This is a genomic window from Paenibacillus hamazuiensis (assembly GCF_023276405.1).
GTDB lineage: Bacteria > Bacillota > Bacilli > Paenibacillales > NBRC-103111 > Paenibacillus_AF > Paenibacillus_AF hamazuiensis.
Window position 1 is genome coordinate 5,382,232 of sequence record NZ_JALRMO010000001.1, and the last position, 19,158, is coordinate 5,401,389.

The following is a 19,158-nucleotide window of genomic DNA, read 5'->3' on the forward strand; positions in this document are numbered from 1 at the left end:
ACCTACATGTTTATAACCCGACAGAGTTGTAATCTAGCCAAATATTTTGTACCATCAGTAATATAAGTTTGACGAAAGAAGGTACGAATCGTGCTTAAGATTATAATCGCGGACGATGATCCATTTACGCTAGAGGGGGTTGCAGGGGCAATTACCTGGAACGAATTCGGAATCGTGACCGTGTTTCAGGCCAGCAATGGGAGCAAAGCACTCGATATCGCACGCCGGGAGCGCCCGCAGTTGTTGCTAACCGACGTGCGAATGCCTAAAATGGATGGGATAGAGCTTGCGACCGCTTATCGGGAGCTGGAGCCGAATTGTCAGATTATCTTTATGAGCGGCTTCTCTGACAAGCAATATCTGAAATCGGCCATTAAGCTTAGAGCCGTATCCTATGTCGAGAAACCCTTAGAATTAAGCGAATTGCAGGAGGCCCTTCGGCTCGCGGTTTCGCAGATTCGATCGACAGGATTGAAGTCCACAGCAGAAATGAATATGCTCTCCGCCGCAGTGCCGCTCATTTCAAGCGAACTCGCATTAGCGATTACGAAACCGCTATTCGATAAAGAGCGGATTAGAGAGTTAACGCTGCTAGCCGGATATACATTTTCTTCCAAGATGCGTCTGCAGACACTGCTTATTAAGGTCCGTAAGAAGAACATGTTGAAGCGGAAACCGCTGGAATTGACAGCGGAGTACATCTATGGCTGGGTTTCTAGTTTATTGACGGAATCCAGTACGACAGGCATTGCTGCCCTGAAGGACGAGTCTCATATCATCATCCACCTGTATGTCACATCCGGCAATCTGGACGACCTACAGGATGCTACCGATCGGTTCGCCTCGAATTTATTGGATACACTACCGGACAAGGAAAGTGTTTTTGTCGCAATAGGCAAGCCGGTCATTGGATTGGCCTTAGCCGAAGAATCTTACCGCACAGCCGTTATTGCCTTGCAGCATATGTACTTTAACGGTTATTCCGTATACGGTTATAATGAGAATCAAAGTCCCGCGTATTCATTCGATTCTCGTTTAGTGGATTTGTTTAGAGAGCATCTGTCCAAACAAGAAATTGCTCAAGCGCTTCGGCTCATCTCCAGCCTTACATTCGATATCAAGCAGCATAAGAACACGATGGTCAATCATGTTAAAGATATCTATTTTCAACTTCTAATGTCACTAATTCGAGTGTCTGCGGATCAGAACATCCGCTTATTCGACGATGTCGATAGCTCCGGCTTCTTGTGGAACTTGATAAACGATTTCGACACCTTAAGCGAGCTGAGAAATTTCCTCGTCATGAAGGTGGAACGTTATGCGGCTCTGATCATGGAAAAGTCTCCTTATAGCGGCGTTGTTAACAGTATCCTTCAATTCGTGCACGACCATTACTCGGATATCGATCTGTCCATTGGTCAAATCAGCGCCAAGACAATGCTAACAACCTCGTATCTGTGCAACCGCTTCAAGCAGGAAACGGGTCAAACGATTAATCAATATATTACGGAGTACCGTATCGATAGAGCCAAAGAGCTTTTGCGCGATCCTACACGCAAAGTCGCCGATATTTCGATAAGCGTGGGGTATATCAACGGTGACTACTTCGCGAAGTGCTTTCGTAAGATCGCCGGATGCACGCCATCCGAGTACAGGGAGGGACTCCGACGATGAGGCTGCATTCGGACCGTGCGTTCAGATTTTTCTCCGATCTTAAGCTTAGACATAAGCTGATCCTTGCCTTCTTCATTTTAATTGTCCTTCCGCTTGGCGGCTTTTTCTATCTATCTTCCGAGCAGATTTACAAACAATTCTTAAATCGGACCTCATTCTCGGTCGAACGGAATTTTGACCAGTCCTTCTCTTTTTTATCCTATAAATTTCAGAATATCCGCTATGTGAGTGATATCCTTATGTCTGAAAAGATGCTTACCGATTTACTGACATCAGAGAAGCATACCGAAGATTTCTTTACTCAGTACAAAGATTTTCTGGATTTACGGCCGTTCTTATCCTCTTTTGAGGACCAGCGGGATATCCAAAGCATCAAATTATTTGTTGACGAGCGATTGTTTTTCTCCAAAGAGAATGTCAACCTGTTTAGTATGCAGGAAGCACGTCAGACATATTGGTTTAAGCGCTTGATGGACAGCGGCAAAGGGATTCTATGGGCTCCCGGCTCTTACTTCACCGATTCGGAAGTGAACGGAGAACATTTCCTTGCGGTTCTCCGGCCCTTTCGCGACCCTAAGGATTATTCGAAATTGCGTGGCGTCATCCGATTGGACATCCCGGAAGACGCGGTCATTGATATTCTTGTCAACGCGGCCCCCATTCGGAACAGCCTGACATATATCCAAAATTCCAACGGAGAAATTATCGCCAGTGCGAATCATACGCTTCAACTGGAATATAAGATCGGTAAGGATGAGGTGATTAGCTCTGCGAAGAGAGGCCCTCACTTTGTCAAACTGGCTAATTCATCCCATCAAGTATTTCTCCAAAGCAGAATGATACCCGGGACGGATTGGTATATGGTTACGGCAGTTCCGCTAAAAGAGATTGCTTCCGAGAGCAGAGCCATGCTGCAAAACTCGCTAATCCTGCTCATCGTGATCGCCTTGATTGCTTTTCTTCTATCCGTTCTGATTTCCAATTATATGACTTCGCGTTTAACCCAGATCATGCGTAAAATCCGTAACGTGCAAGAAGGCAACATAGCAGCACTCTCCTTGCCGTCTTCCAAGGACGAATTCGGTGAGTTGATCGAGAATTACAATTATATGGTCGGCAAAATCGGTCTATTGTTGGAGGATCAATTCCGGTCCGGACAAGAAATCAAGAGTGCGGAGTTAAAGGCGCTGCAAGCGCAAATTAACCCCCACTTCCTATACAACACACTGGATATGTTGAATTGGATGGCTCGTAAAGGAATGAATGATGAGATTGAACAGGTGATAACCTCTCTCTCCAAATTCTATAAGCTCAGCCTAAGCAAAGGAGATACGATCATCTCCGTCCGTGACGAGCTTCTCCACGTCAGCAGTTACATGCATATACAAAGTACCCGTTATGCGAATAAAATCCTGTTTGACATTCAAGTGACTGAAGAGATTATGGACTATGGAATTTTGAAAATAACTCTTCAACCAATCGTCGAGAATGCGATTATCCATGGCATACTGTGCAAAGAAGAGGAATCGGGAACGATTCGGATTACTGGCGATTTGGACAAAGGAGACATCGTGATTACCGTTTCTGATGACGGTGCAGGGATTCCTCCTGAAATTCTATCGAAACTGTTCACGAATGATCTTAACAATCGAACCAGAGGGAGCGGATACGGACTGCGAAACATTAATGAACGGATCCATCTGGTTTATGGTTCGGTTTACGGCCTTACTTTTGATAGCAAACTTGGTATGGGGACTGCCGTAACGGTCCGTATACCCGCTAGGAAATTGAGAAAAGAAGGATAGCTCGTTTAACACAATCGCCAAGATACGTGTCCGTTAAGGAATCTACCTGATAACCGATGGATATAAGGCCCCCTCCGACAATGACTAGGAGAGCACGGTTTGTGCCTTGCCGATAAACCGGCAGACGGATTGGTCAAGCCGTCCATTTCTTATTGTTGGCGAATGGGTCGAATCGGCAAAATGTTTTTGTAAATCAGCCCTTCAACATCGGGCGGGGGGTCATCGTCCCCAGAGCGCAGATAATGTCTAACAACGTGAACGGGATGACAGCGTTTGTTTTAGCGAATTGGCGTACTCATTCATTGGCGTAACCTCCTCGCTTTTAAGGGTCTACGGCACACATTTGACCCACTTGTCAAGCATTTTTTTCAGACGAAAAAAAGAGCAGGCTATCTTCAATACCTGCTCTTTTTCTTGATATTTGGCCCTTCGCGTTAACTTAATGACATTGGTACTGTTGCTGGAGTTATTCCTTTATACAAGCTCACGTTGAACGTATTCGACATCCTCGTATACCTGGGGCAGGAAAAGCTCCCAGTGAAATGGCGTTTTTCCAAGATGCATCAGTGGTTGCGGATCATAGTGGGACTTGGTAATCTCCACGAGCGCCTCCCAATGCCCGGCGGCCCCTGTAGCTTGGATCAGGTTTACCGCCTTAGCTTGCTCGGCCTTGTCACCTGTTACTCGGAATGTCTCATAGGCTACGCCTGCACGAAGTTTATCGGCAAAGTATAGGCAGAGATAGCACCATGCCTGTATGTCGGCGATCTCGCAGTGCAGTCCCGGCGAGTCGGATTGAAGCGTTACGACTAAGTCGAGCGCTTGCCGAGCATTGTGCTCCAGTTGATCCGCGAGCTGTAGCGGAGTTGTACGGCCTTTGAGAGATTGGCCGCTGCGCATCAAAGAAACGTAGTCGCGGATCGACACATAGGAAGGATCGGTTGGCTTACTAGCCAGCAAGTCCTCAAGCGAGATGAAGGCCTTGCCATCATCATATTCCCATTGGCTCGTAGAAAGAAAACCTTCCACATATAACGTGAAGTCCCATGTGAACTGATAAAAGGATCCGAGTGCCATGGGCATCGTGCAAGCAAGGGAATAGGCATGCAGGAGCGTCTCTCCTACATTCACACCAAGTCGACGATTCATCTCATTGGTAAAGATAGAGTCTGGCGTGGAAGGATCGTACAACAATCGTCCCCAAAGCATATAGTACAGCCAATGTTTCTCGTAGGAATACGTCCAGTGCTTATGCGGATGAGGTTGGATATGGGAGTAATCCTTGCCTGGAATCATGCATTCCGATCCGATATAATATCCACCGACATAGTCTTGGCCGTTTTTGGCGATATGCCCACGAATAAAGTCCGGCTTCGCCCAACGCAACGTGAAGAAATCCTCGTTGCGTATCATCCAGGTCACTTTATAATTACTCGGCGCAGGCTCCCAGTAGCCGCTCATCCCGTCGGAGCCACCATGCGTTAGCATCAGCTCAGTAGAAGTATAGGAATGGGACCAGTTAAACTTGATCTCAAGCCAAACGGGGCCTTCAAACAGGTCGTTCTGCTCAATGGAGTTTCGAGTGATTGACGGGTCCACGGAGAATGGCGCGCGATGGATGAATTTGATCGGACGACTTGCTCGTTTGATTCCCTCGTAATAGACATCCTCAACCCAAGCTTGTCTAGCTTCGGGCGTCATATCGTTCATACGCTCCCCCAGCGCAACACCAAAGCCCGTCAGATCTGGATACTCGTCGATCATTTGTGTGACGCTCTGACGGGTATATTGCCGAATTTGCTCACTATCGTAGGAGAAGCCATAATGGTCCCCCGTATCAACCACCGCATTTTCATCGTAGGCATCACGGAATGCCTCGGAGACGATGATGTTCCAATTGACCATATAGGTCTCAATCCCGCGATTCTTCGCCATTCGGAACAGCTGCGTCCAATACTGCTTCCACTCTGCAAGCTGTTCATCCGTCAGCGGGGTGGCCTCAGGGAAGGCATCGGTTCGGAACATGTAGGGAAAAGGGTGGAGGTTCCATAGGGTCAAAGCATTATACCGGTTTTCGGCCATCATGTCCAGAAAGCCTTGCCAAAAGTCCAAGTCACGGATGGTATCCATCTGCAGATCGAAGCATTCGTTCCTTCGGTAGCTGGACCAAGGCAGGTTGAACTTGATGGCGCGGAAAGGAAATCGCGCATTTATAACACCTTCCTTGACCTCGACGATGGACGTGCCGTTGCGGATCTGTTCAGCTAACTCCAACGTGCCGTACATCGCACCTCTTTCGCCATTAGCAAGGATGCATAAGAATGCTTCGCTCTTATTAGCCATGAAGATTCTGCGGAATTCGAACCCTTCGGGACCGACGGTGTCGCTAGCCATTATTCCATAAAGGTTTTCTTCATAGGCAATATAGAGGGAGATTTCTTCACTAGGGGTCCCTGTATCTTCTAGAGCTTGCTTCAGCTTTCCGATAGCAAATTGGATAAGCTCCGAGTCATTTTTCGGTATAACCTCGATGGTGATCATGCGATCCCTCCCGTATACTGTACATTCTCTCCTTTGCGATTGTTCAAGAAGGATGGTTTTCTATTCGCTTGCTGGGGGTAAAATTCAAGTTCCATGGATGGATGTAACTTACGCTTTGGCTGCTGCCAAGTAGCCCCAATTATATGCATTCGGTCCAATGTTGCCTTGTACAGTATATTCTGTTTGACTAGGTAATCGATATACATCAAAGTAACTCTCGGATGCCGGCCAGGAATAGATGCCAGGCCAGAAACAATCTGCTCGCAAAAACGGAATAAAACCAGCACGATCACTGAAGTTCATATTATGAGGACCACATACTGTAATTCCTACAGGAACAGATTGCCCGGTCAATCGACTGTCGTGATGCAGCACATTGACTGGACATTTTGGTCCGACTCCGGTTGTGTAGCATAGATTGGTGGGATTGGCACCACAAGCGAATTGGCTTGCATCAATTGCTCCTGCCAAATACCGGCTATCACCGGTCAGATAATGCGCACGCATCAATTCAACATTGTTTGGAACCGTATAGAAAGATGCCCACGGACCAATGCGTGTGTGTTCGGGATCTGAGGTTGCCAATCGAAAAGGCGCTTTTGCAGCAAATTGCAAAGCACGTTCTGCCGCCATCAGTATACTATGAATGCACTTCTGCCTAATATGAGAGTCGCCATGCCCCTGTGGAAGAGTCGCATATACAAACGAAGCTTCATAGCTGTGTTCTTGGCGAAGCTCTTGGTACAAAACATCATATTTGACATCACCGGTAAGGCGGAACATATCCACCGCTGCCAGTTCACGTGTTTCTCGCGCTTTATGATGGGCACGCTGAGTCCATTTGTGACCCTCTTTTTCCAATAATGACACATATTGATCCTCGGCCCAGTCCATAGCACGCTGTGCGCTTTCGCGGTATACCTCAGCCAGTTCAGGCTGTATCTTACGTAATGCATAAGAAGCACGTGCAGCTGCAGAGACATACCAGTGGCTGCTCCAGAAATCAGGAGCATATGCAAAAGCCGGCCAGGAATCTTGCCATCCGCCTTGGCCCAGAATAGGATGTTCTTCCGCCTCAATGCCGCCACGAATACCGCCTTCGGCAGTTTGCATACGGCGATAATGATCAATGTTATACAATCCTTCATTGATAATGTCCGGAATGCCATTGCCGGATTCAGGAATGTTCAAATCAAGATTCCTGAAGAAATCAGGGAACATGAGATATAATTCAAGGTGCATCTGCGTGGCATGCAGATGCTGAATACGCCGATCCCAGTCGCATGCATCAAAATATCCGCCCCATGCATTCTCAACGACAATATCTGTGCTTTTCCGCATCAGGTTCCCGAAATTGTCGACATCAGTCCCATAGCAGTTCAAACCATTACCGCTTTCGAACAAAGAACAATCAGAATGATAAATCACACGACCATCGTCAGGGTGATAACAACGCGGCCTTGAGAAAGAAGTATACGGTTCGCCAGTAACGATACCGCTTCGTTGATGGTACATACCTTTCATAGAAAGCTTAAATCCGCGGAGCCAGGTGGTGCTTTCATCTATGTGAAAAGGGAAACTGCAGCCAAGAGCCGGAACATAAATGCGGAAGCATCCTTCTTTAGTAAAATCAGAGAAGTCCATTTCATATACTGCGGAATGGATTGTAATTTCATCATACTTTACACGAGGTTCGCTTTTCTTTCTTTCTGAGTCAATACCACTATTATTTATCGGAACAGGCATGCCATCATTTTGCATTTGAATTTGACCTGTATACAACGCTTCGCCGGTCGCATCATCCAGTATATGGAATGTCTTGTATCCGTTATATTGCACTCCGCCGCCCAAGCCCATCCATTGGGAGAGATATGCTTTTTTTGAAGGATCATTCGGCCGGAAACCCAACTGCGTTACATGCACAGCTTCAGAACGATGATTCATTGGGTCGTGCACAAATTCATATTCATCAAGGTCAAATAATCCTTTTTCGAATTGAAGACGATATTTTGTACTAATATGAAATTCTTCATCCAATATGAGATAAATCATATGTTCCAACGTAACGCCACCGGCGGGATCTTCCATATTAGAAGGTTTTGATTTACGCCAAACCATGTGTGGGTTTTGACCATTGACATGATAACTTGCAGACAAATCTGCTTTCTCGCTTAATTTATTCCCGTGAAGTGTTTCAAATACAAATCGTTGATCGCCATTTGCTTTATCTTTTACTAATACGCCAATATGCTCACCGTTCTTATCAATCCATATCAAGTGTGGATTTTGAACATCGGGGCAAAGCGTCTCCCCCTCCTGGGGCTCATATGGAATTTGTACGCCTCCTTCAATCCACCCCTCTTCAACCTGAATGGCCAGAATGTTGTTTCCTACAGCACTGATTCTGATAATACGTGGTTCCATCGGTAAGTAATCATTCATTTTGGCATGCCTCCTCTTATTATAATTACATAGGTGAGGTTGTTATAATTGCAAAATACTAAGCCGGAATGATTATTCCAAGATCCTTTCCGGACCGCGATATTGCTCCGTGCGAGAGCTTCGGTCAGCTTCTCCTCCGCCCAACTGACGGAAGGATGGGCTGCTGCGGGATCGGTCGACGGCCGAATCAAGGTTACGGTGGTTAATGTTGATTGCAGATGCGTCGTTCATGGAATCAGTTAAAAAAAATGATCGTTGGGCCAATGACATTATTTACTTCTGTCTATTAAACTTCTTCTCAAATTAATACACGTGCCCCTTTACCAAATCCCATTCATGAATCTCAAAATCACGAGCTCCTTCGATGAAGTATGGGTCCTGCGATACCCAGCCGCGAACCTCTTCCTCGTTGCATGCGATATAGACGACCAATCCGCCCCATTCATCACCAAACCGTCCGTTGGCAAACAATCGTCCCATGTTCCGCTGTTCTTCGAGATATGCCAGGTGCTGAGGCAGAAAGATTTGACTTTTCTCCGCGTCCTTCATCGGGAGGAAAACTGCAAAATACTTTCGTTCCTGAAACCGCCTGCCGTTTTCTTTTAGATACGCATACATGCCGGACATGTCTTTGTCCCCGAAACCCTCCACTTTGGCCGCGCCAAGCAGCCTCTCCACTTGGGCGCCGATCGGCAATACAGCGCCGCTCTCGTCCGCCATCTTCTTCACAAGTGCCATATCTTTGTGCAACAGGCTTAAAGCGAACCCGGGCTGAAACTGGTCCTTTTGGACAAAATGCGTATAATGGCGATCGTAAATCCTGCTCTGCGCAAAGCTTTCGCTCAAGATTCGGTGCAGCGTATGTTTGGGCAGGTTCATTTTATCGGCTAGTATCATCGCTTCGCTGGCGGCCTGCGTATGTATGCCGACCATCAACTGGTTCAGCAACTTGACGACAGTTCCACTTCCGATGTCCCCGACATGGTACAAGTTTTTGCCGAGCTTCTCGAGCACGGGAAGCATTCTGTCAAAAATTTGCTTGCTGCCTCCGACCATGATGGACAATGTCGCTTGCTCCGCCCCTGTAGTCCCACCGCTGACCGGCGCATCCAGAAAATTCATTCCCGCCTGTTCTGCTGCCGATGCCATTTTCACGCTGAGCTCCGACGATACCGTGCTGAAATCAATTAGCGTTAGGCCTTTGCGGCCGCTGTTTACGATCCCATCCGGTCCAAGATAGACTTTCTCCACATCCGCCGGCATCGGCAGACAAGTCATGATCACATCGACTTGCCCGACCAGTTCCCGGACTGTCAATCCGACCTTTCCGCCGACTTGTGCAAACAACTCTTCTCTGCCTTTGCTCCGGTTTATTCCGTACACTTCATAACCGGCCTTCAGCAGATTTGACGCCATTGGCAATCCCATATTCCCAAGCCCGATAAATGCGAGTTTCAATTCCGATCCCACCCGGATTTTTTGATTGATTTGGATGAATTTTCATAAAACAGCAATTTTATAAATAAGTTCCACAGACTCTTCCGGAGCTGTGCGTTCATTATTAACAGCTTCTCACAGAAGGCAGCTTTACCCGCTTTCAGACACATCAAGACGCCTTCTTTGTACATAGGATGCAGTGTCCCAATGTATACAATGTCAATTTCTGGATCGGCAACAATCGCCTCATATGCTTTCGATACTTTGAATCCCTAAGCAAACTTCATTTTTCCCATTGGTTATTCACCTCTCATTTCTAACATGAGTATGACGGAACACCAAAACATATTTAACCCGATAGAATTGTAATATAGCCAAATATATTGTATAAATTCTGCAATTTCTGTACGGGTATGCGGATTGCAACATCAATCACACACCTTCGTCTTCGCTTTGGGATTCAACGGTAACCCGATTACTGCCGAGAACCATATAACGGTGATACAATTTATCCGACGCCCCCCTATGACGATATGTCCCATCGAATCGTCCTCATCCCATGAAACTGAAAGATCAAGCTCGCTTATTCGATTTGTTTGGATGCCGCACGTTTGTTGAGGGAATAGGCCCGTTCCAAATCCAAACACTCTTAGGCATGTTGGCCATAAGGGAGTTAAAAAAAAACGAAACAGCGGCAGTCTGGGCGGAAATAAAAGACCTAGACTAGCCGCTGTTTTTATATGCATAGAATTCTCGAGCTTAATTTCTGTGACGTCTTCGCAAGAGGGTTAATGACCTTTTGCCTGACATTTTCGTAAACACACGTTGAACCTTCGTAAAAAGTAGCATTCTGTGAATGTGTTAGTTTATTTGAAATAATCCCACGTTGATTCGGTTAGTTTTTTTATTATTCTTCGATAATCACTGTTGTCGGAACCCGTTAAATAGAATTGAATAAAAGTTCTGCCTTTCTTTTGAGGGGTCGGAGCTTGAATAAAGCTTGAGAACTGCCCTTCCCCTACATCCCCAAAACCCTTGTTTCGCCTGAGTTTATGGTTGATTAAATATTCGAGATAAACCTGAAAAATCCCTGCTCCGTTTGCCGCGACGACATGAGAAAAGACTGGAGTTTGATCGGAGGCATATCCGACCAGGATCCAGTCTTGGGTGAGTTGCAGGACAGTAATTTTTATTCCTGGACAGTTAATTAGGGTCGTGGACAGGAATTTTTATTTCTTAAATTTGCCGCTGGCGCATAGCTTCAAACAGAATAACCGTCGTCGCCATCGCTACGTTCAGTGATTCGGCTTTGCCGGGCATCGGGATGACGACGCGGTCCGTCGCCCACGCTTCAACCTGCGGAGAGATGCCCTGCCCCTCATTTCCGACGACCAGCCACGTAGGCTGGCGGAAATCCGCCTCGTAGAGGCTGCGGCTTTTTCGCGTGCTGGATACGACGATTTGTGCGCCTTTATCCCGCGCTAAGGGTAACCACTCCTGCAGATCGCCCTCGATTACTGGCAGGTGGAAGAGCGAGCCCATGGTGGAGCGAACCGTCTTCGGGTTGTAGAGATCGGCCGTGCCTTTCCCGAGCAGCACCGCATCCGCACCTACGGCGTCCGCACTGCGGATGATCGTGCCCAGATTGCCCGGATCCTGCACGCCGTCGACCACGACGATGAGCTCGTTTTTCAGCTTGGTCAGACGCTCTGTTTTCATTTGCGGCTTGCGCATGACGGCAAACACGTTTTGCGGCGTTTTCGTATCGGTACACCGGGCAAGCACTTCTTCGCTGACGCCTACCTTCTCGACATCGCGCGACAAAAGCTCTTCTATTTCCCGGGAAATGGCTCTATCCGCGCAATAAACGACCGTTTCGACATCGGCATTCGACGCAAAAGCTTCCTGCACCAGATGCACGCCTTCGATAATATATTTCCCCTGCCTATCCCGACCTTTTTTATCGAGCAGTTGGGCCCATTCCTTGACCCGCGAATTTTGAACGGAAACGATTAATTTATCCATAATAACTCCTATTCCGAGTAGTACAGCTCAAAATTTTGCAGATCCTTGTTTCTTCCGACAACGACGAGCACGTCATTATCTTTGATTGTATCTTCCGCATGCGGGGCGATGTTCATTTTGTCCCCTGTCTTGATGCCGATGACGTTGCAGCGATGCTTGGCCCGTATGTCGAGCTGGCGTAAATTTTGCCCGATCATTTGGCGTGAAGCTTTGATTTCAACGATACTGTGATCCTCGGAAAGCTCGATATAGTCGAGAATGTTCGGGGAGACCAAATGGTGAGCCACCCGTTGGCCCATATCCCGCTCCGGAAAAATCACTTTATCGGCCCCTACTTTGCGGAGGACTTTGCCGTGCAGCTCGGTTTGCGCTTTAACTATAACGGTAGAAACTCCAATTTCTTTTAAAATGATCGTTGTTAAAATGCTGGACTGAATATCCTGCCCGATCGCGACTACAACCACGTCGAAATTACGCAGTCCGAGCGATCTCATCGCCTCTTCGTCGGTGGAATCCGCCTGAACGACATGGGTAACGATATTGACAACGTCCTGAGTACGCTCTTCATCCTGATCGATCGCAAGCACTTCAAACCCGAGGTCGCTTAACGTTTTCGCTACGCTGGAACCGAATCTTCCCATGCCGATAACCGCAAATTGTTTTTTCACGAAGCATCCCGCCTTCCCTTGCAAGAAGCATAAAGTGGCCATGAATCAAAAGCCGATGATCAGCGAACAATCTCCCTTAGTATACCATAAAATTCCCTTTCATTCTCTTTAATGACGGGCAGTAACCGTTTTGTCCGAAGCATGAACGGAAACAAAGTTGCGCATACTTACGGAAGTAACGAAACGACAACGGAAGTGAGGAACCAAAAATGAATTTGAATTTACGCCAAGCGATTATTCAGCGGGTTCAGGGCAAAAGCGACGAAGAACTGGTCGATATTATAGAAGGGTCAGTCGACGGGGAGGAGCGTGCTTTGCCGGGACTGGGCGTACTTTTTGAGATCATTTGGAAAAATAGCGCTGAGAACGTACATGCGGAGCTCGTTTCGACGCTGCAAAGCCACGTCAATTCATGAAAAAAACGAGGCCACAAGCGGGGGAACCGCAGGTGGCCCTTTACTTCGTATGCATGTTTCAGGCAAACCGGCACTGCGGGTGCGAACTGTCGATTCTCCGCGCAGCGGTGCCTGCCTCAAATTCCGCCAGATGGTGGCGAAGCACATCCAGCACGTCATGAAACGACTCGAACGGATAATAATCGATTCCATCGTTCTGCAAATATCGGGCCAAGCTGCCCCTGGCAAATACCCAGTCGGCAAAGCTCGAACCGAAGTAATCGCTCGATCCGTCTCCGATATATACAATCCGGCGGCCTTGCGCCTTCATGCTGCGCACGACGTTCGCTTTGCAGCAGCCGCACCAGCGGCACGCTTCGTTATCGTTTTGAAGTCCAAGCTCATACCGTCCGTGCTTGTCAAAACGGATCGGGTTGACGATAACCCGATCGACCGGCACACGTTCCCTTTCCAATATTCGCCTTACATAGTACTCCATCCCGTCGCTCAAAACGGTGACCGGAATGCCCCCATCCCGGCAAAACTGCAGGAATGTTTCCGCTCCGTCGCGCAAATACACTTCATCCAGCAGTTTGTCGATTCTCGCCTGATGCGGTTCCAAAAAAGAATAGGCTACCTTGATCCATTCGAAAGAACCGATTTTTTTCTCCCGAAACAATCGTCTGATCTCTTCCGTTCCCGGCTCCTCCATCACCCGCAAATGCTCCATCAAATAATCTCCGACGTCCTGATGCATCAGCGTCCCGTCGAAATCCGTTACGACCGCAAGTTTCATCCGCCCCACTCCTCCTCTGTGTATATGATCCGGCTTGCTTCCATTTAACTAAACAATCGGGGATTTGTAAATAAAACAAGCATTTCATAACATTAAGGATCTTTTACTTTCCAACCTTGCTTAATATGTTGAACACCCCCACCACTTGCGCGCTGCCGCTGAAGTGGGGGATTCTTGGGTAGTCACTTCCGGTGAAGTGAAATTTACCAAGCGATCCCTGCGGTTCCCGCAGTTCGTCGGCTATGCCAACACTCGTAATCCTTCTTGCTCAATGTTTCGGCTCGCATTCTCATCCCGGTCATGCTCTATGCCGCATTCCGGACAGACCCACTCTCGTAAAGAAAGCTGCCTCACGTCCCTATGCTTGTATCCGCAAAAGGAGCATAACTGACTGGAAGGAAAGTTCTTGGCCACTACCGATACGGTACGTCCGTACCATTCGGCTTTGTATTCCACAAACGAACGAAACTTCGCCCACGATACTTCGGCGATCGATTTGGCCAGCTTTTGATTCTTGAGAAGATGAGAGACTTGCAAGTCCTCCAGGCAGATTGTTTGGTTTTCACGAATCAGCTTGGAGGAGACTTGATGCAAGAAATCATTGCGGCAGTTCACGATCCGCTCATGGATTCGGGCTACTTTCAGTTTGGCACGATGCCAACCGGAGCCGCCTTTTTTACGTCTTGCCATCATCCGTTGCCAGCGGGCCAGCTGCTTTTCATACTTACGCATATACTTCGGGTTCGCGAATACTTGCCCGTCGGAACATACGGCAAAGGCTTTAATCCCCAGATCAATGCCAACGGTTTTACTTACTTGAGGTAGCGGCTGAATATCCACTTCACAGACAAGGGAAGCGAAATATTTGCCTGCGGCATTTCGGCGAACCGTTACCGATAAGATGCGGCCTTCCACCTCTCGGGATTTGGCAAAACGAACCCATCCCAGTTTGGGAAGCTTAAGGTGGTCCCCCTTGATGGCGATATTATCGTTGGTATACTTGGTGGTGTAGGACTGGATCGGATTTTTGCGGCTCTTGAACCGGGGCGGATCGTTCTGCCTTTGGAAGAATCGGGCAAACGCATCGGCCAGATAGCGTACCGTCGACTGCAGCGCGATACTATCCACTTCCCCGAGCCAACCATAGACTTTCTTCAATGCGGGAAGCTGAGTGGCGCACGTGTTATAGGATAAGCCTTTGCCGGTTTTCCGGTACGTCTCATTCCAGAGGTCAAGGAAGTGGTTGAACACGAAGCGGCAGCAGCCGAACATCTTGTGAATGAGAGTGGCTTGTTCCTCAGAGGGATAGATGCGGAACTGAAACGCTTTATGGCGTATCAAAGAAACACCTCCTCACGCGAGTATTCTAGCACATATGTTCGCGTTATTCAAAGAAAAGCCGATTCATCCCCCGTTTTCGCGACGCTTAGAAGCAGGAGTCTTCTCGGCTAAGAGGATAAAATATTACAAAATAGCGGACAAACCGCAAATTGCCGTCGCATTCTACGATATAAGATCTGGAGATATAATGACGGGCCGGACAATTATTGGTATAATTTTTCCTAACGTATGAAGGAAACCGGTATAGAGGAATGGGGGATTTTCGGGTGAAAGCGGATCGAAGCAAATTGGAGCAATTATTTTTGGAACGGGCGGCTTTGCAGGAGCGGTTAAAACAGATCGACGAATCTATTGTCTACGAACAAAGCTTATGCACATGTCCTGATCTGATCACAATGCCGAACGGCGAAAAGGTTTGTCCCGATTGCTTCTATACATGGTCCGTTGACTATTAATATTAATCAGTAGGCACACCCTAAACTTAGGGCCACCCCCTAAACAAGATGACCGAGCGTCACAATGGGGAATGAAAATGGGCGCCACCGTCTATTTTCCCATCAAATCCCCCTTAAGGGGGACCCCAGGCGCCCCAAGCGCCCTGGACCCGCCCGTAGAGAGTTACTGCTCGCTGCTAGGTCGCGTCTGTCCGGCATGGATTTTGGGCTTATCGCCAAAATCCTATTCTGGACACGCTTTACTTTGGGAGCGGTGAAGCGGAGAGAGGGGACGTGCCTCCGGCCCGCGTTTGTCCGGCACGTTTCGGCTGGTGCCGAATTGGTACCGGACACGCTTAACAGTGGCGAGAGGAGGGATGGAAACATCGTATCTCGAAAACTCGTATAAATGATAAAACGGAGCGTTGACGGAAAAACATTTCCGCTACGCTCCGTTTTTGCGTTACATGCATCTATTCCAAATCTATATCCAAGGAATCAGTCCAACGTATTCTCCAGCAGGCCGGTCGGGATCGGCAGCGGGCTTTCGCAGCTAGACTGCATCTCGTAATGCTTCCCTTGATCGGAAGCATCGTGGAAGCCGTGCATCGCCTCGAGCACGTGGAATGCGAGCTCGCCGTTCGCGCGATGAGGGCGGCCGCTGCGGATCGCGTACGCCATGTCGAGCACGCCGACGCCGCGGCTGTTACCCGTGTACCCGTGCGTCAGCGGAATCGGCGAAAACTCGGTCGCATCGTGGCGGCGGACCATCACCGGGCCGCCGAACGTATTCGGATCCGGTACGCTGAGCGTCCCTTCGCTGCCGTAAATCTCGATGCGCGGCAGGTTATGCCCGCCGAAGACGTCGAAGCTGGTGATGATCGTGCCGACGGCTCCGCTGTGGAAGTCGATCACACCTGCCACATGAGTGGGCGTTTCGACGGTAATCTTGTTGCCGTATTTTTTCTCGCTCTTGATCGTACGCTCCGGAAAGGTGATCTTCGTCGAGCCGGTTACCCGCTTCATCGGCCCAAGCATCGCCACAAGCGCGGTCAAGTAATACGGTCCCATGTCGAACATCGGTCCGCCGCCCTTGGCATAATAAAACTCCGGGTCCGGATGCCAATGCTCATGACCGCGCCCCATCATAAATGCGGTCGCGGCAACCGGCGTGCCGATCCAGCCATCGCGGATCAGCTTGACGCACGTCTGAATGCCGCCGCCCAGGAACGTATCCGGGGCGCTGCCGACGAGCAGTCCTTTGCTTTGCGATTTCTCGAGAATGCGTCGGCCTTCCTCACGGGTAACGGCCAGCGGCTTTTCGACATATACGTGCTTGCCTGCTTCAAGCGCCTGCAGGCACACCTCGGCATGAGCCGCCGGGATCGTCAGATTAATGACGATGTCGATGCCGGGATCGGCCAACAGCTCGCTTACTGTGCATGCTTTCGGAATGCCGTGCTCCGCTGCCGCCGCTCTTGCCCGCTCGAGGTCAAGGTCGGCGCAAGCCGTTACCTGCAAAAGCGGAAACTTGGCGCAGTTTTGAAAATAAATGCCGCTGATTTTGCCGCAGCCGACGATACCAATGTTCACCTGTTTCATCGTACGTTCCATTCCTCCCCGCCATTACGGCGCTATAGCTCTTAACCTCTTTAAGGCAATCGTTCCGATCAGTTGCTGTCTCCCATGCCGGTGTATTTGGAGCCCACTGCCGCGGCAGCTTCCGCATCCGCAGCTAACTGCTTTCCTTCGGCCGACCAACGGAACCCTCTGCGCATGATCAGCTTCACCTGCGGCATTTCCACAATGTCCGCCTGATGGCCGAGCGAGCAGTAAAACACGCGGCCGACGCCCCAGCGCTTCGTCCAGACGACCGGCATATCGACCGCGCCGTTCAGCGAATGCGGGCCCGGCACGACCGGAAAGCGAGTAGTCGCCAGCACTTCAACCGCCGGGTCGACGTGCAGATAGTACTGCTCCGTTTTCACGGTAAAATCGTCAATGCCGGCAAGCAGCGTGCTGGAGCTGTGCTTGATGTTGATCACGTGCTCCACCCCGTCGTTGCCCGGATGAGCGACCCAGTTTCCGCCGGTCATAAACTGCCAGTCGACGTTGTTGCGGAACGCGTCGCACATGCCGCCGTGGCAGCCGGCAAGGCCGACGCCGCTTTGCACTGCGGCGGAAACGTTTGCCACATACTGCTTTTCAATCTGGCCCATCGTCCATACCGGCACGATCAGGTCGAGCGCTTTTAATTTATCCGCATCGGCGAACGACTCCAGCGTATCCGACACTTCGACCTCGAAGCCTTCCTCCTGCAATACATCGCGAAAAATGCCCGCGACCTCCTGCGGCTGATGCCCAAGCCAGCCGCCCCATACGATCAGCGCTTTTTTCATAAATAAGTACGCTCCTTATGTCAGATTTATACTTCGCTGAGACCGACCCAGCGGCGTTCGGCAATCGAGCGGTCGACCGCTTCGAGCACCTCCTGGCATTTGACCCCGTCCACAAAATTCGGCACCGGCTGGCGTTTCTGTTCGAGCGCCTGCATCAGCTCCACGACCTCGTGAATGAACGTATGCTCATAACCGATCGTATGGCCCGGCGGCCACCAGGCGTCCGCATACGCATGAGCCGGATCGGTCGCGAGCACGCGGCGGAAGCCCTGCACGTCTGCTGCGTCGTCCGTGAAGTAAACCTCCAGCTCGTTCATCCGTTCGAAGTCGAAGCGGACGCTGCCTTTGCTGCCGTTAATTTCAAAAGCGTTCGTGCACCGGTGTCCGGCAGCGAAGCGGGTCGCCTCGAAGCTGCCCAGTGTGCCGTTTTCGAAGCGCGTCAGGAACAGCGTCGCATCGTCGACCGTTACCGGGCCGCGCGGCGCGTCCTTGCTGCCTTTGGCACTGAGACCGGTCATCGAAGTCGGCAGCGGCCGCTCCTTGATAAACGTCTCGCTCATGCCGATCACTTCCCGCATACCGCCGACCAAGTAATGAGCGAGGTCGATCAAATGCGCGCCCAGGTCGCCGTGCGAACCGGAGCCGGCGACATCCTTCTGCAGCCTCCAGACGAGCGGGAAATCCGGATCGATGATCCAATCCTGCAAAAACCATGCGCGGAAATGATAAATTTGCCCGAGCCGGCCTTCTTCGATCAGCTTCTTCGCCAGCATGACCGCCGGTGCGAACCGGTAGTTGAAGCCGACCATATGCGTCACACCGGCCTGCTCCGCCGCCTGCAGCATCTCGCGTGCGTCCGCAAGCGTCAGCGCCAAAGGCTTCTCGCAGAAAATGTGCTTGCCCGCCTTGGCGGCCGCCAGCGCGATTTCTTTATGAGCGTCGCTCGGCGCATTGATGTCGATAAGATCGATGTCCGGCCGTTCGACAAGCTCCCGCCAATCGGTAACATAACCTTCCCAGCCGAACTGCTCGGCCGCCTGGGCCACTCCCTGCACGTCTCGCCCGCAGATCAGCTTCATGACCGGCCGCGCCGTCTTCGGAAAAAACATGTGCAAATCCCGGTAAGCGTGGCTGTGCGCCTTCCCCATAAACTTGTAACCGACCATTCCCACATTCACTTGCTTCATCCTTTTTCCTCTCC

Annotated in this window: 14 protein-coding genes and 1 pseudogene; 4 read left to right on the forward strand and 11 right to left on the reverse strand. The window is 49.7% G+C overall.

Translation table 11 applies throughout. The features are described from left to right. The first annotated feature begins 90 nt into the window (after nt 1–90). Together MYS68_RS38905 and MYS68_RS23315 are read left to right on the forward strand one after the other, a co-directional pair. A complete protein-coding gene (locus tag MYS68_RS38905) occupies nt 91–1,674 on the forward strand; it encodes a response regulator (RefSeq protein ID WP_248928154.1) in 1,584 nt (527 codons plus the stop codon). Further along, a complete protein-coding gene (locus MYS68_RS23315) occupies nt 1,671–3,479 on the forward strand; it encodes a cache domain-containing sensor histidine kinase (protein WP_248928155.1) in 1,809 nt (602 codons plus the stop codon). The genes MYS68_RS38905 and MYS68_RS23315 overlap by 4 nt, the downstream gene beginning before the upstream one ends. 474 nt (nt 3,480–3,953) lie before the next feature. Here MYS68_RS23315 and MYS68_RS23320 read toward each other — a convergent pair whose 3' ends face one another. The 6 genes and pseudogenes from MYS68_RS23320 to MYS68_RS23340 all read right to left on the reverse strand — a co-directional run bounded on the left by MYS68_RS23320 (nt 3,954) and on the right by MYS68_RS23340 (nt 12,592). After that, nucleotides 3,954–6,020, reverse strand: coding sequence for a beta-N-acetylhexosaminidase family protein (locus tag MYS68_RS23320; protein WP_248928156.1), 2,067 nt, complete (start codon nt 6,018–6,020; stop codon nt 3,954–3,956). Nucleotides 6,021–6,128: 108 nt separating this feature from the next. After that, entirely contained in the window at nt 6,129–8,462 is a 2,334-nt protein-coding gene (locus MYS68_RS23325) for a glycoside hydrolase family 9 protein (RefSeq protein WP_248928157.1), read from the reverse strand. 303 nt (nt 8,463–8,765) lie between these two features. Further along, nucleotides 8,766–9,920, reverse strand: coding sequence for an NAD(P)-binding domain-containing protein (locus MYS68_RS23330; RefSeq protein ID WP_248928158.1), 1,155 nt, complete (start codon nt 9,918–9,920; stop codon nt 8,766–8,768). Continuing rightward, nucleotides 9,917–10,147, reverse strand: a pseudogene (locus tag MYS68_RS38910) (hypothetical protein); the annotation flags it as partial. The gene MYS68_RS23330 and the pseudogene MYS68_RS38910, both read right to left, overlap by 4 nt. A 988-nt stretch (nt 10,148–11,135) precedes the next feature. Next, the gene (locus MYS68_RS23335; RefSeq protein ID WP_248928159.1) at nt 11,136–11,924 is read right to left on the reverse strand and encodes a TrmH family RNA methyltransferase; all 789 of its coding nucleotides are present in this window, start codon (nt 11,922–11,924) and stop codon (nt 11,136–11,138) included. Between the two features lie 8 nt (nt 11,925–11,932). After that, a complete protein-coding gene (locus tag MYS68_RS23340) occupies nt 11,933–12,592 on the reverse strand; it encodes a potassium channel family protein (protein ID WP_248928160.1) in 660 nt (219 codons plus the stop codon). A 209-nt stretch (nt 12,593–12,801) separates the two neighbouring features. On the opposite strand from MYS68_RS23340, the gene sspI reads away from it, so the two are divergent. After that, on the forward strand, nt 12,802–13,008 hold the full coding sequence (sspI, locus tag MYS68_RS23345; RefSeq protein WP_248928161.1) for a small acid-soluble spore protein SspI: 207 nt from the start codon (nt 12,802–12,804) through the stop codon (nt 13,006–13,008). Between the two features lie 58 nt (nt 13,009–13,066). Here the strand turns inward: sspI and MYS68_RS23350 are convergent, their stop codons facing one another. Beyond that, entirely contained in the window at nt 13,067–13,783 is a 717-nt protein-coding gene (locus MYS68_RS23350) for an MtnX-like HAD-IB family phosphatase (protein WP_248928162.1), read from the reverse strand. 240 nt (nt 13,784–14,023) lie between these two features. Then, a complete protein-coding gene (gene tnpB / locus MYS68_RS23355) occupies nt 14,024–15,124 on the reverse strand; it encodes an IS200/IS605 family element RNA-guided endonuclease TnpB (RefSeq protein WP_248928163.1) in 1,101 nt (366 codons plus the stop codon). Between the two features lie 266 nt (nt 15,125–15,390). On the opposite strand from tnpB, the gene MYS68_RS23360 reads away from it, so the two are divergent. Then, nucleotides 15,391–15,579 (forward strand): hypothetical protein, encoded by a 189-nt coding sequence (locus tag MYS68_RS23360; protein WP_248928164.1) that lies wholly within the window; start codon nt 15,391–15,393, stop codon nt 15,577–15,579. A 477-nt stretch (nt 15,580–16,056) separates the two neighbouring features. On the opposite strand, the gene MYS68_RS23365 is transcribed toward MYS68_RS23360, so the two are convergent. The 3 genes from MYS68_RS23365 to MYS68_RS23375 all read right to left on the reverse strand — a co-directional run bounded on the left by MYS68_RS23365 (nt 16,057) and on the right by MYS68_RS23375 (nt 19,144). After that, nucleotides 16,057–17,160, reverse strand: a complete 1,104-nt coding sequence (locus MYS68_RS23365; protein ID WP_248928165.1) for a Gfo/Idh/MocA family protein — start codon at nt 17,158–17,160, stop codon at nt 16,057–16,059. A gap of 68 nt (nt 17,161–17,228) precedes the next feature. Continuing rightward, nucleotides 17,229–17,957: a ThuA domain-containing protein gene (locus MYS68_RS23370; RefSeq protein WP_248928166.1), complete on the reverse strand. Its 729-nt coding sequence runs from the start codon at nt 17,955–17,957 to the stop codon at nt 17,229–17,231. Nucleotides 17,958–17,983: 26 nt separating this feature from the next. Then, nucleotides 17,984–19,144 (reverse strand): Gfo/Idh/MocA family protein, encoded by a 1,161-nt coding sequence (locus MYS68_RS23375; protein ID WP_248928167.1) that lies wholly within the window; start codon nt 19,142–19,144, stop codon nt 17,984–17,986. Nucleotides 19,145–19,158: the final 14 nt, after the last annotated feature.

Coding starts and splice junctions, on each gene's coding strand:
- MYS68_RS23315 (WP_248928155.1), top strand. CDS start 1,671: ATGAGGCTGCATTCGGACCGTGCGTTCAGATTTTTCTCCGATCTTAAG.
- MYS68_RS23320 (WP_248928156.1), bottom strand. CDS start 6,020: ATGATCACCATCGAGGTTATACCGAAAAATGACTCGGAGCTTATCCAA.
- MYS68_RS23325 (WP_248928157.1), bottom strand. CDS start 8,462: ATGAATGATTACTTACCGATGGAACCACGTATTATCAGAATCAGTGCT.
- MYS68_RS23335 (WP_248928159.1), bottom strand. CDS start 11,924: ATGGATAAATTAATCGTTTCCGTTCAAAATTCGCGGGTCAAGGAATGG.
- sspI (WP_248928161.1), top strand. CDS start 12,802: ATGAATTTGAATTTACGCCAAGCGATTATTCAGCGGGTTCAGGGCAAA.
- MYS68_RS23350 (WP_248928162.1), bottom strand. CDS start 13,783: ATGAAACTTGCGGTCGTAACGGATTTCGACGGGACGCTGATGCATCAG.
- MYS68_RS23365 (WP_248928165.1), bottom strand. CDS start 17,160: ATGAAACAGGTGAACATTGGTATCGTCGGCTGCGGCAAAATCAGCGGC.
- MYS68_RS23370 (WP_248928166.1), bottom strand. CDS start 17,957: ATGAAAAAAGCGCTGATCGTATGGGGCGGCTGGCTTGGGCATCAGCCG.
- MYS68_RS23375 (WP_248928167.1), bottom strand. CDS start 19,144: ATGAAGCAAGTGAATGTGGGAATGGTCGGTTACAAGTTTATGGGGAAG.